Consider the following 16,095-nt stretch of genomic DNA (forward strand, 5'->3'; position numbering starts at 1 on the left):
GAACTCAGAAAGAGCGCCGTGGCGGATGCCTTAAAGGCACAAACTTACTCTGCAGACGCGTCAACTAAACTAGTGCAAGCTGACTCGCGTAAAGCTGCTATCTCAGATGCATTATCTGAGCAAGTAAACGTACCATCTGATTCAATGAAGTTGGCTCAAGAAGAACTCAGGAAGAATGCCATTACAGATGCTTTGAAGGCACAAACTTACTCTGCCGATAGTTCAACGAAGTTAGCTCAGGCTGAACTCAGGAAGAATGCCATGGCAGATGCCTTAAAAACGCAGACTTACTCTGCAGGTGGCTCAACCAAATTAGTACAAGCTGATACACGTAAAGCTGCTATCTCGGCTGCATTATCTGAGCAGTCCCATCTCGCTGCCAAATCGGCGAAGTTAGCTCAAACCGAACTCAGGAAGAATGCTATGGCAGGTGCACTAACTGGGCAAACTCATATGGCTGCCGATTCGGTAAGTTTAGCTCAAGCCGAACTCAGGAAGAATGCCATGGCAGATGTTTTGATGGCACAAACCTTCTCTGCGGATAGTTCAACCAAATTAGTACAGGCTGATACACGTAAAGCCTCTATCTCTACCGCACTATCTGAGCAAGTGAACGTACCATCTGATTCAACTAAATTGGCTCAAGTCGAACTCAGGAAGAACGCTGTAGCAGGTGCCTTAAAAACGCAAACTTACTCTGCTGGTGGCTCAACTAAATTAGTACAAGCTGATACACGTAAAGCCTCTATCTCTACCGCATTATCTGAGCAAGTGAACGTACCATCAGATTCAATGAAATTGGCTCAAGCTGAACTTCGGAAGAATGCTATGGCAGCTGCGTTAACTGAACAACCTCATTCGAATGCTGATTCAATGAAGTTGACTCAAGAAGAACTCAGAAAGAATGCTGTAGCAGATGCTTTGATGTCGCAAACTCATTCTACGGAGAATTCAGTGAGTTTGGCTCAGGCCGAGCTGCGGAAGAAGGCTGTTGCGGATGCATTATCTGGTCAGACTCACCTCTCTACCCAATCGACGAAGTTAGCTCAGGCTGAACTCAGGAAGAATGCCATGGCAGATGCCTTAACTGGCCAGACACATTCGACAACTGATTCGGTAAACTTGGCTCAGGCCGAATTTCGTAAGAGCGCAGTTGCTGATGCTTTGAACACTCAAACTTATTCAGAAAATGGATCCACCAAATTAGTACAAGCTGATGCACGTAAAGCCGCTATCTCTACAGCACTATTTGATCAAACCCATCTCGCTGCCAAATCGGCGAAGCTTGCTCAAACCGAATTCAGGAAGAACACCGTTGTTGATCCTTTGAACACTAAAACGTATTCACCAAACGAGTCTGCGAAGTTAGCTCAAACCGAACTCAGAAAGAATGCTGTAGCAGCTGCCTTAAAAACGCAGACTTACTCTGCAGGTGGCTCAACTAAACTGGTACAAGCTGACACACGTAAAGCTGCTATCTCGGATGCATTATCTGGTCAGACTCATCTCTCTACCGAATCGACGAAGTTAGCTCAGGCCGAACTCAGAAAGAGCGCCGTGGCGGATGCCTTAAAGGCACAAACTTACTCTGCAGACGCGTCAACTAAACTAGTGCAAGCTGACTCGCGTAAAGCTGCTATCTCAGATGCATTATCTGACCAAGTGAACCTACCATCTGATTCAATGAAGTTGGCTCAAGAAGAACTCAGGAAGAATGCCATGACAGATGCTTTGATGGCACAAACCTTCTCTGCGGATAGTTCAGTGAGTTTGGCTCAGGCCGAGTTACGGAAGAAAACTATGGCAGGTGCACTACCTGGTCAGACTCCCCTCTCTACCGAATCGACGAAATTAGCGCAGAACGAAATCCGGAAGAATGCTGTGGCAGATGCCTTAAAAACGCAGACTTACTCTGCAGGTGGCTCAACCAAATTAGTACAAGCTGACACACGTAAAGCCTCTATCTCAGCCGCACTATCTGAGCAAGTGAACGTACCATCTGATTCAACTAAATTGGCTCAAGCCGAACTCAGGAAGAATGCTGTAGCAGGTGCCTTAAAAACGCAAACTTACTCTGCAGGTGGCTCAACTAAGCTAGTACAGGCTGATACGCGTAAAGCCGCTATCTCGGATGCATTATCTGATCAGTCCCATCTCTCTATCGAATCAACGAAACTATCCCAAGCTGAACTCAGAAAGGAGGCCATGACGGATGCCTTAAAGGCTCAAACTTACTCTGTTGATGGATCTACCAAATTGCTCCAAGCTGACTCGCGTAAAGCTGCTATCTCGGCTGCATTATCCGACCAGGCTCCCCTCTCTACCGAATCGACGAACTTAGCTCAGGGTGAACTCAGAAAGAAAGTAATGGCAGATGCACTAACTGGGCAAACTCATATGGCTGCCGATTCGGTAAGTTTAGCTCAAGCCGAACTCAGGAAGAATGCCGTTGCTGATACTTTGAACACTCAAACGTATTCTGCCGAAAGTTCAACTAAACTGGTACAAGCTGAACTCAGGAAGAAGGCAGTTGCGGATGCTTTGAAAGCTCAAACTTACTCTGCAGGGAGCTCAACTAAACTGGTACAAGCTGATGCGCGTAAAACCGCTATCTCTACCGCACTATCTGATCAGTCCCATCTCTCTACCGAATCCACGAAGTTAGCTCAGGCTGAACTCAGAAAGAAGGCTATGGCAGAAGCTTTGATGGCACAAACTCATTCTACGGAGAATTCAGTGAGTTTGGCTCAGGCCGAGCTGCGGAAGAATGCTGTGGCAAATGCACTATCTGACCAGTCGCACCTCTCTACCGAGTCGACGAAGCTTGCACAGGCTGAACTTCGGAAGAATGCTATGGCAGGTGCCTTAAAAGATCAAACTTACTCTGTAGGTGGCTCAACTAAGCTAGTACAGGCTGATACGCGTAAAGCTGCTATCTCGGATGCACTATCTGATCAAACCCATCTCTCTACCGAATCGGCGAACTTAGCACAAGCTGAACTTCGGAAGAATGCTATGGCAGGTGCACTAACTGGCCCCACACATTCGGTTGCTGATTCGCTAAGCTTGGCTCAGGCCGACCTTCGGAAGAATACCGTTGCTAATGCTTTGAACACTCAAACGTATTCTACCGATAGCTCCACCAAATTAGTACAAGCTGATGCACGTAAATCATCTATCTCTACCGCACTATCTGACCAAACTCACCTCTCTCCCGAATCGACGAAACTAGCCCAAGCTGAACTCAGGAAGAATGCCACGGCAGATGCACTATCTGACCAGACTCACCTCTCTACTGAAGCGACGAAGCTTGCTCAGGGAGAATTTAGAAAAAGCGCCATTGCAGATGACTTGAACATACAAACTCATTCTACGGAGGATTCAGTGAGTTTGGCTCAGACAGAGCTTAGGAAGAATGCTATGGCAAGCGCGCTAACTGGCCAGACTCATGGGGACGTTGATTCAATAAGGTTGACTCAGGCTGAACTTCGGAAGAAAGCTTTGACAGATGCCTTAAAAACGCAGACTTACTCTGCAGACGCGTCAACGAAATTGGCTCAGGGAGAATTAAGAAAGAGCACCGTTGCAGATGCACTATCTGACCAGACTCACCTCTCTACCGAATCGACGAAACTAGCCCAAGCTGAACTCAGAAAGAATGCCACGGCGGATGCATTAACTGCACAAACTCATTCGACAGCTGATTCAACGAAATTAGCTCAAGCCGAACTTCGTAAGAAGGCTATGGCAAGCACGCTAACTGATCAAACTTATTCAGATGTTGATTCTGCACTGTTTGCTCAGACCGAACTGTGGAGGACGGAAACAGCTGCTGCTCTGAACGACCAAAAACAAGGGATGGGCGGTTCAATTAAAATAATCCAAACCGAACTCCGGAAGAAGGCAATTGTCGACGAGTTGAAGGCTCAAACTTATTCATCAAATGAGTCCTCGAAATTAGCTCAGATAGAACTCAGGAAGAAGGCCATGGCAAGTGCTCTATCTAAACAAACACAGATATCGGCCGATTCAGCGGCACTTGCTAGAGCCGAGAAAGTGGAAAAAGTATTAGAGAAATTGAGAAAAAATGAAACTATTTCTCAGGCTGATCTAAACAATCTATTCACAAGAGAGGAAAAGAAACGCCTCCTAGGTGAAATGAACTCCAAAACATTGGATTCCAATATTTTGGAGACAAAGCGACGCGCTCAAAGAAAAGAAGCATTATACCGAGATCTCAAAGATAAAGCTCTAAAACCAGGAACCATTGAAGAACACGCAAAGTCACGCCGTAAGGAAGAACTGGCACGCGCATTCCGAAATCAGTCCCTGCAATCTGACACTGTTCAACAAGCAACCCAAAATCGTCGCAAACGGGAATTGTATGAAGCCTTTAGGAGTAAAACGCTCAACAAAGAATTGTTAAGAACTATAGAAAGCGCTCAAGAAAGGGAACCTAGCCCACTCAAGGATATTACCAATATGGGTAGGTAAAAGTCGTAAACTACCCAGTAAAAAACGAGGAGTCTAAATAATGAACTAGTCATTTTCCAAAGTCACTATAGAACGATTTTTTCCACAAATTTAAAGAGAGTTTAAGAGAATAAATTGCTGTTTCCTAATTGACTTGTCAGCATTTTATAGAGTATGTGTATATGAGATATAGAATACATTTTTTTACTATTTTTATAATTGAAAGATTTGTTTTGATGCATACCGAATCCGGTTTATGGAAATGGCTATTTCGCCTAGGTTTTATTATTGTTTTTACACTTTCTTTGTCACGGGAAAATGCTTGGTCAGGCTGTTGCTTTAGCAAAGAAGCTGCTAATGATGAGGACGATCTCCTCCTCAAACGTTCCGCTAATCATGAAGTGCCAGTTTCTAAGGAGTATGGAGGTTTGGCTTCAGGTGGTGGGATAAACGGCGAAGTCGTTGTCAACTCTGAACTCCGAGAGGAAGAGGAGGATGGTGTTGAACATCGCTCTCCGAAGACGCCAAAAGCTACTTCAAACTCTAATGGTGGCGCTCTTATAGTAAGGAAAAGCCCTTGGAAATTAAGAAGACACTTAAATGCAGCTCCAGTGGATAAAGATGTTCTACAAACAGTCCAATCAACAACTTCGACCCATGTTTGTTCTGTTGATGAGGCTGTCAGAAAGGCAGGTTTTCAAGATGCTGAGCTGGAGTTTGATGAGATAGATGAAGTCTTAGATATTCTTACAGAATATAGAGACAGTACCAGAACAAAAGCTCTTGGTAGCGACGCAGATTATGATGATCCCCTTACGCTACAATTCAAAAGCCTTGTTGGAATGTACGATGCTATAATTGGCCATCTTGAGTCGTTGAAAAACGCTATGAATACAGAAGCAGATTCAGTCGCTGAAGAATTAGAGCATACAGCTTGCAACGTTTCCATCAAAATGGGCTTTAATCCGCATTCCGATGGTCAAAAGTTATTAATCCAAATTACCTACAAGCCCGGATATAACCCAGGGACGGACAGCGAGGGCACGTTTGTACAAGAGTTCACACGATTCATCTCCATTTTTAATCCCCTAGGCGCTATTGATGGATTAGGACACGATGACATTCGAAACCCGGAAGATTTTGGCAACGAAGAAGAGCTTCGCAACGCCTTAGCAATTGGTGATTATCGTCGCGTAGAGGAGGAAGATTGATCAAGGCTACCTACGAATCGAATACAAAATGGCACCACTCTCGCGTGTCCTCGAAAAAAGGATTTCAATAATACTTCTGAAGAATCAGGGAAATATCTAAAGAAACCGCGTTTAATATGTTAAATTCTTATGGAGAAATAAAATGAATAAAGTACGCATTTACCTTTCATATCTTATTATTAGTATGGCAGTGTATATTCCTGCAATCCAAAATGCCCTTGCAGATCCCCCCGAGTTTTGGGATACGAATTGGTGTCCTGAAGGATCGACTCTGCATCATACTCAACTTCTTCGCGTCAGCGGCTCATGGCTTAACAATGAGCGTGAAGCCTTAGATAGCGCACAAATCCGTTTGCAACGAATCGAAGGTTTGGAAGCCAGTTATTTTTCCTATGATCAGAGGGAGACTGCGCAACAGTTGAAAACTGACGTTGAACAATTCTCAACAAACCTAGAGGGCCTAAGAAGTAAAGTTCATCAGTTTGATGCCTCACTTGAAGGGCGTAAGAATGCTGCAACATTGCGCTTTTATGAGACTTTTAAGGAAACTGTGGATAGTTTTGCCACCCTTCCAGGAATTCTAAGTAAAAATGTCGCTACTGCTACCGCAGAATTAGGTGTTGATATGGATGCTCAGTATAAGCTGACGGAAAGATTTACTAGGGATGGGGAAATTCAATATAGATTCTCCTTCTCTAAAAAAGCAGATTCTTCGTCTGATGACGGCCCACAACAGACCTTTAGTTTGTTTGTCTCAACCTATATTGCTGAGAAAATGCCAAGATTGCTTGATGTTGGCTTTAACTCCAAAATTTGTGATCTTGAGACCGTTCCAGATGCCATAAGTACTCTTTTTGGAAAACTCTTGGATCCAAAGTTGCACGATGTAAGCGCGCCTCAGGAGGAAGAGGAGGAAGGAGAAGCAGAGCCAGCTGATACGCGTCATGTCGAGCAGGGCAAAAAAGAAGAGTCAGCTAATACGGGATCCTCAGAAGAGGAACAAGCCGCGCAAAGAAAAGCTGCTCTGAGGAAAAAGTTTGATAGTCAAAAAGTATAATTAACCAGCAATACCTGGAAATCTGTTTTAAACACACAAATTTCCAAAGCTTAAAATATTTCGGTAGGACAGCACTCGTTTGCTGTCTTACCAGCTAAATTTAATACTCTATGACAACTCACATTCTGAGAGTAGGATTTCAAATGAACAAAACATTCAAAGCCTTTTCCATTGCGGCAGTTTTGATGACAAGCCTCTCGGGCCATAATCTGTGGGCAAATGATGACTTGTTAGAGGGTATGAAACGAGCATCTGGTGTTAGAAGCGGAGGTTCAAAGAAGCTTCCGTTGTCAAACACGAGCTCGACTGTGTTACAAGAGACCGGAAGAGGTGCATCACTATTAAGAAAGAGTGTTCCCTATGTATTTGGAACAGTTTTAGCCTTTGGCACAGCGTATTGGTTGTGGAACCGTCTCGGAAAGAAGTCTGAGTCTGAGTCTGAGGAACAAAAGAAAGCACCAAAATTAGAAGAACTACGAAGAACAGGAAAACAAAGGGATGATGGGATAAACGACAACCACCTACTACATGAGGAACCTAGGAAAGAGGAGGAGGTAAAAGAAGAGGAGGTAGATAGACCTCCCTCTCCGAAGACGCCAAAAGCTACTTCAAACTCTAATGGTGGCGCTTTAGTAAGGAAAAGCCCTTGGAAATTAAGAAGGCTCTTAAATGCTGCTCCAGAGAATGAGAACGTTCTAGAAACAGTACAATCAACAACTTCGACCCATGTTTGTTCTGTTGATGAGGCTGTCAGAAAGGCAGGTTTTCAAGATGCTGAACTGGAATTTGATGAAATAGATGAAGTCTTAGAGATTCTTACAGAATATAGAGACAGTACCAGCACAAAAGCTCTTGGTAGCGACGCAGATCATACTGATCCCCTTACGCTACAATTCAAAAGCCTTGTTGGAATGTACGATGCTATAATTGGACATCTTGAGTCGTTGAAAAACGCTATGAATGCAGAAACAGATTCAGTCGCTGAAGAATTAGAGCATACAGCTTGCAACGTTTTCATCAAAATGGGCTTTAATCCGCATTCCGATGGTCAAAAGTTATTAATCCAAATTACCTATAAATCTGGATTTAACCCGGGGGAGGACAGCGAGGGCACGTTTGTACAAGAGTTCACACGATTCATCTCCATTTTTAATCCCCTCGGCGCCATTGATGGATTAGGACACGATGACATTCGCAAAGGGGGAGATTTTGCCAACGAAGGAGATATGAAGGACGCCTTAGCAATTGGTGGGGGTGGGCGTGAAAATGAAGATGATTGAGAAGGGGAATTAACCTCCCTGGTGACATAATCGTGTCTAAAGTACTCTAGCTGACGCAGCAACATGAGACATGCGTGATTGTCCCCCTTGGGGCAGGAAGTGAACCATCGTCAGAAACATCAGAGGCTTCACCTATTTCTGATGTTGTAGCACTAACCCTGTAACATCGAATGAAAACTTTCTGCCCGACAGTGGGTATCCACCAAGATCCAAATTACAAAGTAAACGTCTTTTATGCCTGAACCAATTTGGAACAACGCAAAATATAAGATATATCCCCCGGAAGCACCGCCAGTATCTCTATTCCCATAGAATTCAGCATAACTGATTGAAATATTCTTGCCGGCCTTTTTCCAAATTCTAACTTTGGATGGTGTATAACAGAAAATCGGACACGACGAGGATTAATGCCTATGCTGCCCTCTAAAAGCTCGACTCTGATATGAAATCAAATGTCAGAAAATTACTTTGCTCTTCCGATTCCTTTATTTCAACAATAATCTTGCCTCCTGACTGCTCGGAAAAAATAGATATTTCAGAATGCTTTAAATTTTTATTTATGTTCTGTAGAATACTCATGAAAAGTTGGCTTTTAGCGTCCGCTTTATCCCCACATTTATCACTAAATGTTGCATATAAGCTCCCTAATATTTCGGGCAATTCACTTTTCCCATACGACCGATCATTACGAAGCATGCTTCTTTGATCTGCTGTCAAAAACTCTTGATCAAACATATACGAAATTAGGCACTCTGAATCAGCAGATTGCAATGATATAGCTACTTTTCCAGTTTTACTATGAAGGTGTTCAGCCGGCACAACTTGTACGTGTGTGTGTGAAAACAAATTCGCACTGTGAGCTTCATCCGCATAATGGACAATATCCGAACAACAATAGGGTAACAAATTTTCATTTGGGACATGTATTGGCTTTTCTTCTGGGACTGTTTGAATTTCAAGTTCATTTTTAGAATGGGAAATTGAGTTCAAGCTACTATTCGCTGAAACACTTGTCCCTAACGATAAGTTTAATATATTTTCATCATTTAATTCTGAGGAATCAAGTGAATTACCTCGTGATTTCGAAATTTTATTTTTCAAATATATTGCAATTGCGACAAGTCCAACACCGATAACTATTGGAAATACATATTTCCTTGATGGCTTGTTCCATAATTTAGCTGACCAATCTTTCAAACGCTCAAAATTTAATAGCACTTTGGACAATCCTGTTGCTAAGTATAGCTTCAACAGGCTACGAGAATCCTCTCTTTCAGGTCCATTTGCAGTATTTTGTATCCCATTGTATACTTTCGTCCTTCTGGGAAACGAAGAACTTCTATAAGTTTCGTCATCATTGTTGGCCAATGACAACGATGTTATAAAACAAATAAAAATTAAAACTGGTAAATAAAATGTAATATTTCTTAAAAAACTCATTTGTTGCAAACCATCTAATTTGAAATAAAACGCTCTGTATAGAACATTCAAATAAAAAGTATAATTAATATTTTCTTTTTCATTTGACCAAACAGTAAACGGAAAAAATATTCTTTACAGACACTCCCAACTCACCTCCATATGGGCAAGAGAGATACTACTAAAACTCTCTCTTAGTTCTCTCAATCCATAGCAAAGTCCCTATCGTGAATAGCGTTTGCTCTTTAGAACAGTTATTTGCAAGCAGCAAAACAACATCACCTCTCCGTCAATCTTTTCACCAAAGCTGTCTTTGCAAGCTTATTGATAGGACTAATATTCTCTTTCATGATATCAGAATCACTATTCTCTCCGACTTTCTGTTTTTCTTGAAGGAGCTTATACCTGTTCTGGAGCAATCTGAGGCGTACCACGTGACTCTCATGAATATTAATCTCTAAGTATTGGCAATGGTTTCTTTTATTATCTTTCAATATAAAAAAGACACTGCTCCCTTCTTCTTCGGCTCTAACCTCACAGATAGAGTCTTTCAGTGAAACCCCTATAAATCTCAGAAGCTTCACAAAGTTACTCTGATCTTTCTCACTAACATCTTCTAATCCGGCATATGCAGCAGTTAATGACATTAAAGCCAGATTAACGGCAGAGCGCCCACTCTCACTTCGTACCTCATTATCCCGTCTCAGCATTCTACGCACACGAGTATCAAGATAATCCTGACCGAAAAACAACATCAGATCAAATCGCTCAGTGGGAAATTCAAGTAGTCCTAATTGCTCTCTTTCTCTATCAACATGTTTCCGAAGAATATTTTCAGGTTTAAAGTAATCTAACTCGTTGTTTAGTTGTAATTTATTTGCAAGAATAGAAGCAGGGCCACTTTGACAAAGTATTGTTAGAGGGGACATATCTTCTCTTTGAGGGGAGGTGTTAGTACAAGTTCGTATGCTCCCAGCAGTAAGTTCTTCATTCACCTGATTTACTGTGACGCGATAACGAGACAACTGAATTTTTTCATCGAAACCAGACACCTCCGATGTCGACTTCGTATTCCCCCCACCTGCAAAAGCGCTATTCTCATAAATAATAAGATTTATAAAAAACAAAACCAAAAATACAGTGTATTTACTTGCCATAACTACCTTCTCCTCAACATTTTATGATCTCTTTCCCCCAAAAATTCGTCTTCCTATACGCGCAAACAAACCTTCCTTCTTAGGAGTTTCAACAAATTGATCTGCATACTCGTTTGCATTTGGATGTAAGCCGGGGTTTGTGCCAAATTCATTCGCATACTTTTTTGCATCTGGATGCAACCCGGAGTTTGTGCCAAATTTACCCGCATACTTTTTTGCATCTGGATGAAGTTGCGGTTTATTGTCAAACGGCTTTACAACCTCCCCATTATTCAGTGGGTATTTTTGAGGAGAAGAAGTATTCTCTTTATTAGCAACCCCTTCCTCATTCTGACTAGAACTTAGCGCTGACCTATCTTCAGTACTTTCTTCATTTGCAGGCATCTCCACAGAACTAGAAAGTTCTGTGAGCACAGGCTCATCGGTATCACTTTCCTCGAATAAATGGGCAAACTCATCTGCTCTCTGATGTAAGCTGGCAACTTTGATTCTCTCTTTTTTGGCAACCTCTTCCTCATTCTGGCTAGAAGTGGGCACTGACCTCTCTTTAGTACTTTCCTCATTTACAGACGAATCCAGAGAATTGGAGAGTTCTGTGAGCACAGGCCCATCGGTATCACTTTCCTCGAATAAATGGGCAAAATCACCTGCTCTCGGGTGTAAGCTGGCAACTTTGATTCTCTCTTTTTTGGCAACCCCTTCCTCATTCTGACTAGAACTTAGCGCTGACCTATCTTTAGTACTTTCTTCATTTACAGATAGTTCCACAGAACCAGAGAGTTCTGTGAGCACAGGTCCATCGGTATCACTTTCCTCGAATAAATGGGCAAAATCACCTGCTCTAGGATGTAAGTTTTGGCTAGGAATCAAAACTTTCTCAATTAAACTTTCCTCTTCATTACCTTGAATCCCTAATACAGTCGTAGGTTGCCTTGAACTGTCAGAATTTGTCACTAAAGGTGGGAAGTTTTCATTTTTTTCTTTGGGTTCAACATTTGCGACTGTCCACTTCGTTACTCCCTTACTTGAAGAGCGTTCTAATATTTCAATTCCCTTATGTTTCAACTGGAAGTCTTTTAAGCCAAGCTCATGAGGATTGGTAATTTCAACAACACCATTTTTGTGCTCATCTAATAGTGATGAAATACCTTCTAATGCTCGATCTCGAGAAATCAAAAATGAATTTTTACGCTCCGTAAACTTCTTTTGGTCTATTTCAGAATCGGCCGAATGTCCTAAACGTATCATCATCTCAGGCTCTACCAAGTTTTCATAGTTATTATGAATCTCGTGCGCACTGACAAATTCAACATCTGTTAAGCTGTCATCAAGACTGGTGGAATGATTTAAATTACCACTATAGACCACGAGTTCATTCGCAGGTGGAACTATGGTTGGACTCTCTTTATCAGATCGATCGGCTAGAGTCTGACGAGCTCTTACCTTTTCCCGCCACTGCTTCTGAACCGCAATAGCCGCTTTCTTCAGTTCCAACTGTCGCTTCCGGGCCAAATAACCACGTACCAACGACTGAGCCGTCACTATGCTTGAGCGGTCGGCTCGAGTCTGACGAGCTCTTACCTTTTTGCGCCACTGATTCTGAATCGTGATAGCCGCTTTCTTCAGCTTTGCTGCTTCCTTGCGTCCTTCGTAATCACGGAAAACTCTCTGGATTGTTGATGCAGCACCTGTCTCTGCCTTTAGCTTCGAAGCTGCTGTCTTTCCTCTCCATAGCTTCTGCCCCAGGACAACCGCTTTCTTCAGTTCCGACTGTCGCTTCCGGGCCAAATAACCACGTGCCAACGACTGAACCGTCACTATGCTTGAGCGATCGGCTCGAATCTGACGAGCTCTTACCTTTTCTCTCCACAGCTTCTGCCCTAAAATAACCGCTTTCTTCAGTTCCGATTGTTGCTTCCGAATCAAATACCCGCGCGCAAACGATTGTGCTGTCACTATATCGGATCGGTCGGACTTATAAGCCCGTTCTGCTAGCTTCCCTCTCCACAGCTGCTGTCCTACGACAACCGCTTTCTTCAGTTCTGATTGTTGCTTCCGAATCAAATACCCGCGCGCAAACGATTGTGCTGTCACTATATCGGATCGGTCGGCCTTATAAGCCCGCTCTGCTAGCTTCCCTCTCCACAGATTCTGACCTAGGACAACCGCCTTCTTCAAATCTGATTGTTGTTTTTGATCCTTCCGGGTCAAATACCCTCGCGCCAACGACTGAACCTTCACTATATCGGATCGATCGGACTTATAAGCCCGCTCTGCTAGCTTCCTTCTCCACAGCTTTTGTCCCAGGACAACTGCTTTCTTTAGTTCCGATTGTTGCTTCCTAATCAAATACCCTCGCGTCAGCGACTGAACCGTTACAACATCGGAGCTGTCAGCTCGAGTCTGACGAGCTTTTACCTTTTCGCGCCACAGATTCTGTCCTAGGACAACTGCTTCCTTTAGTTCCGATTGATGCTTCCGGGCCAAATTCCCTCGTGTCAATGATTGAACCGTCACAATATCGGATCGGTCGGCCTGATAGGCTCGCTCCGCTACTCTTCCTCGCCATAGCTTCTGTCCTAGAACAACCGCCTTCTTCAAATCCAATTGTTGCTTCTGATGCTTCCGGGCCAAATTCCCTCGAGTCAACGATTGAACCGTCACAATATCTGATCGGTCGGACTTATAAGCCCGCTCGGCTAGCTTCCCTCTCCATAGCTTCTGCCCTAGAACAACCGCCTTCTTCAAATCCGATTGTTGCTTCTGATGCTTCCGAGCCAAATTCCCTCGTGTCAACGATTGAACCGTCACTATATCGGATCGGTCGGCCTGATAGGCTCGCTCGGCTAGCTTCCCTCTCCATAGCTTCTGTCCTAGAACAACCGCCTTCTTCAAATCCAATTGTTGCTTCTGATGCTTCCGGGCCAAATTCCCTCGTGTCAACGATTGAACCGTCACAATATCTGATCGGTCGGCCTGATAGGCTCGCTCGGCTAGCTTCCCTCTCCATAGCTTCTGCCCTAGAACAACCGCCTTCTTCAAATCCAATTGTTGCTTCTGATGCTTCCGGCTCAGATACCCTCGTGTCAACGATTGAACCGTCACAATATCTGATCGGTCGGCCTGATAGGCTCGCTCGGCTAGCTTCCCACGCCACAGCTTATGTCCTAGAACAACCGCCTTCTTCAAATCCGATTGTTGTTTCTGATGCTTTCGGCTCAGATACCCTCGCGCCACCGACTGAACCTTCACAACACCATCTAAAGGCTGGGACCCTCCATGCTCCTTCGTTTCCTGGCTTGAAGAAAGTTCTGCACTCATCGAACTTGTACTAACTGAAGGCGAAACCGAAACCACTAGTGTTGTTTCTTGAACCTCGGTTTTGGTTACAGACTCCCTCACAACAGAATTAGCATTAATTTGACGTGTATTATCCGAAGAAAATTCCTCAAATTTCTTGACTAAATCAGCAGCTGAAATGGGAGAATTGTGCACTTTCTGTTGCTCATCCTGTTTCACTCTCTCAAATTCCGAGTGCAAATCTCGCCTCGATCTAACTGAGCTGTTTTGAGGGGGAATAGATGGTTCACGACCGAAACGAGCTGAGGAATTAGACTTGCTAGGTGACGTTAATTCCCTTTGAGAAAGCAAAAGTTTCCTTTCTGGCGACATAGTAGCCTCGTCATCCCGATGAGCATAATCTTCCCTCCACCTCCATATTTTCCATAGATGCTGAACACTTTCATTCTCACGTTTTGACTTCGCCTTATCATGTCTAATTCCTATAATTCTTTTCTTGATATCTCGGGCTGAAACTCTTTTCTGTTCCTGAACATCAAAAACTGCTGAAACCTTTGGCATTTTTTTCAACAGTGCCCTCTGAATCTGTGGATCTTGCAGATTATAAACTCCAACCAAGGAGGAGTTTGTATGAGCAGCACCTTCTTCAATGGAAACATCTTCAATCGGAACAGTAGGAATCAACTTATCAACCAAAACCTCCCTATCAACCGCCTGCTCCACAATGTCGATGTCTCGGACAACTGGACGCAACATTAGTTTCTCGACATCTGTAAGCTTGTGGGCCTTGTCCACATCATAGAGTGGAACCGTCAATCTGACGCCAGCAAAGTAAGTGTTCTTTCGAATATTATCACGCTGAGCCTGGCCCTCGAGGGCGAGATACTTGTTTATATCGTAGGTGACACGTATACGGCCCCCTCGAATGGTCGGCGCGCCGCTTGCCCTGAAATAGTAGGCCGCGCCATATACACGGAGGCCCTTCAAGACTTGGTAGCCCAACTCGAGATCTAGGCCCCCCATGGGAATATCAACTTTCTCCATCTGAAGGTTTTCTTCATGGAGAACCGTGCCTCCCTCAAACCGATCTCTCCCCGTTGGAACAGGTTTTTCCACCCTGATCAGTTTCTTCGAGGATACTGGCAGATAAACGTTGGCACGCGCTTCCCAAGTGGTACTGAGAGCCTCGGCCCCCACGGTCACTTGGTTGAATATGTTGTTAAAACGCGTTTCTCGGTGGTCAAAAAATCCATACCCACCATAGACCCACTCGCCCACAATGCGACGATACCCGAGGCCATAGTTTCCTTCCGCATTGTTCCGCGAATCCTTCATAAAACGGAAATCGGCAAATAACATGGATCGATCATTCTGAAATACCGGCCCCATAAGACCTATCTGCCCTATGTTACGCTGGCTTCCCGCCTTTAAATCTAAAAAGGACTGAGCCGCCCACTTGGGCCCCTTAGGCAAGGATTTTGCATCGGGTATAATAGCCGCACCCGCGTATGCAAAATCTGCGAAAAATAAATAGGTGCTAATTAATGCTGAACTCGCTAAGAGCCTAGCTCTATGCTTAGACGAACTAGCCATGAATACCTTCCTAATTCCAATACCGGTTCTTCGATCCGGCTTCTCAATCTAAATCTCTTTCTAAATCACTCTCTAAATCTCAATCTAAAAAATTTCTCTTCTCAATCTACTTCCTACCGCCAACTTATTCCCAAAAGGATAAATATCAAGGGTTTTCTTAAAGTTTTAGTTATTACTCCGGCTAGCAAACAGTTAGCTTTCTAAATTAGAATTTCCTTGAGAGATGCTAGTTTCGTCACAAACATTCGACAACTGTTTTACTTCCGGAGTAATAAATAACTTTAAATATATAAGTGTTTTGCATCTGTATAGTTTGTTTGGATTTGTTTGCGGGCTTGTTTTCTGTAAATGGTTTGTTGATTTTTAGCAGTAAATGTGGGATTTAGAGTTTGAATGAATTTCTCTTGGATCCCGCGCTCATCCGTCTTTGCTTCCGCCTTCGCTACGCTATGGCGGACAGGCCGCTACGACGTGATGAGTTCTTACTTCTCATACGCCTACGGCTTGCCCATAATTCCTAATGGCCGGGAAGACGGTTTTGGATGTAGATCACGAGTGGCATGGCTTCTGGAGGTCACTACAAGTCACCACGGGCATCTTCCAAA

Annotated in this window: 7 protein-coding genes; 4 read left to right on the forward strand and 3 right to left on the reverse strand. The window is 43.7% G+C overall.

The window, feature by feature from the left end; translation table 11 throughout:
- The 4 genes from HOL16_02940 to HOL16_02955 form a co-directional block, all read left to right on the forward strand.
- On the forward strand, positions 1-4,494 hold a 4,494-nt coding region (locus HOL16_02940; GenBank protein MBT5389651.1), incomplete at its 5' end, for a hypothetical protein.
- 215 nt (positions 4,495-4,709) lie between these two features.
- Positions 4,710-5,684 carry a hypothetical protein gene (locus HOL16_02945; protein MBT5389652.1) on the forward strand — a complete coding sequence of 325 codons (975 nt, stop codon included), beginning with the start codon at positions 4,710-4,712 and terminating at the stop codon, positions 5,682-5,684.
- 142 nt (positions 5,685-5,826) lie between these two features.
- Positions 5,827-6,741 (forward strand): hypothetical protein, encoded by a 915-nt coding sequence (locus HOL16_02950; GenBank protein MBT5389653.1) that lies wholly within the window; start codon positions 5,827-5,829, stop codon positions 6,739-6,741.
- A 143-nt stretch (positions 6,742-6,884) separates the two neighbouring features.
- Positions 6,885-8,021 carry a hypothetical protein gene (locus tag HOL16_02955; GenBank protein MBT5389654.1) on the forward strand — a complete coding sequence of 379 codons (1,137 nt, stop codon included), beginning with the start codon at positions 6,885-6,887 and terminating at the stop codon, positions 8,019-8,021.
- 423 nt (positions 8,022-8,444) lie between these two features.
- Here HOL16_02955 and HOL16_02960 read toward each other — a convergent pair whose 3' ends face one another.
- From HOL16_02960 to HOL16_02970, 3 genes are all read right to left on the reverse strand, one after another.
- Positions 8,445-9,461 (reverse strand): hypothetical protein, encoded by a 1,017-nt coding sequence (locus HOL16_02960; GenBank protein ID MBT5389655.1) that lies wholly within the window; start codon positions 9,459-9,461, stop codon positions 8,445-8,447.
- Positions 9,462-9,718: 257 nt separating this feature from the next.
- Positions 9,719-10,597 (reverse strand): hypothetical protein, encoded by an 879-nt coding sequence (locus tag HOL16_02965; GenBank protein ID MBT5389656.1) that lies wholly within the window; start codon positions 10,595-10,597, stop codon positions 9,719-9,721.
- Between the two features lie 21 nt (positions 10,598-10,618).
- Positions 10,619-15,490: a hypothetical protein gene (locus HOL16_02970; GenBank protein MBT5389657.1), complete on the reverse strand. Its 4,872-nt coding sequence runs from the start codon at positions 15,488-15,490 to the stop codon at positions 10,619-10,621.
- Between the last annotated feature and the right edge of the window lie 605 nt (positions 15,491-16,095).

This window comes from Alphaproteobacteria bacterium (genome assembly GCA_018662925.1).
Lineage (GTDB): Bacteria > Pseudomonadota > Alphaproteobacteria > 16-39-46 > JABJFC01 > JABJFC01.

Excerpts from the sequence above, each read along its gene's own strand:
- HOL16_02955 (MBT5389654.1), top strand. The coding sequence starts at position 6,885 with ATGAACAAAACATTCAAAGCCTTTTCCATTGCGGCAGTTTTGATGACA.
- HOL16_02970 (MBT5389657.1), bottom strand. The coding sequence starts at position 15,490 with ATGGCTAGTTCGTCTAAGCATAGAGCTAGGCTCTTAGCGAGTTCAGCA.
- HOL16_02960 (MBT5389655.1), bottom strand. The coding sequence starts at position 9,461 with ATGAGTTTTTTAAGAAATATTACATTTTATTTACCAGTTTTAATTTTT.
- HOL16_02950 (MBT5389653.1), top strand. The coding sequence starts at position 5,827 with ATGAATAAAGTACGCATTTACCTTTCATATCTTATTATTAGTATGGCA.
- HOL16_02965 (MBT5389656.1), bottom strand. The coding sequence starts at position 10,597 with ATGGCAAGTAAATACACTGTATTTTTGGTTTTGTTTTTTATAAATCTT.
- HOL16_02945 (MBT5389652.1), top strand. The coding sequence starts at position 4,710 with ATGCATACCGAATCCGGTTTATGGAAATGGCTATTTCGCCTAGGTTTT.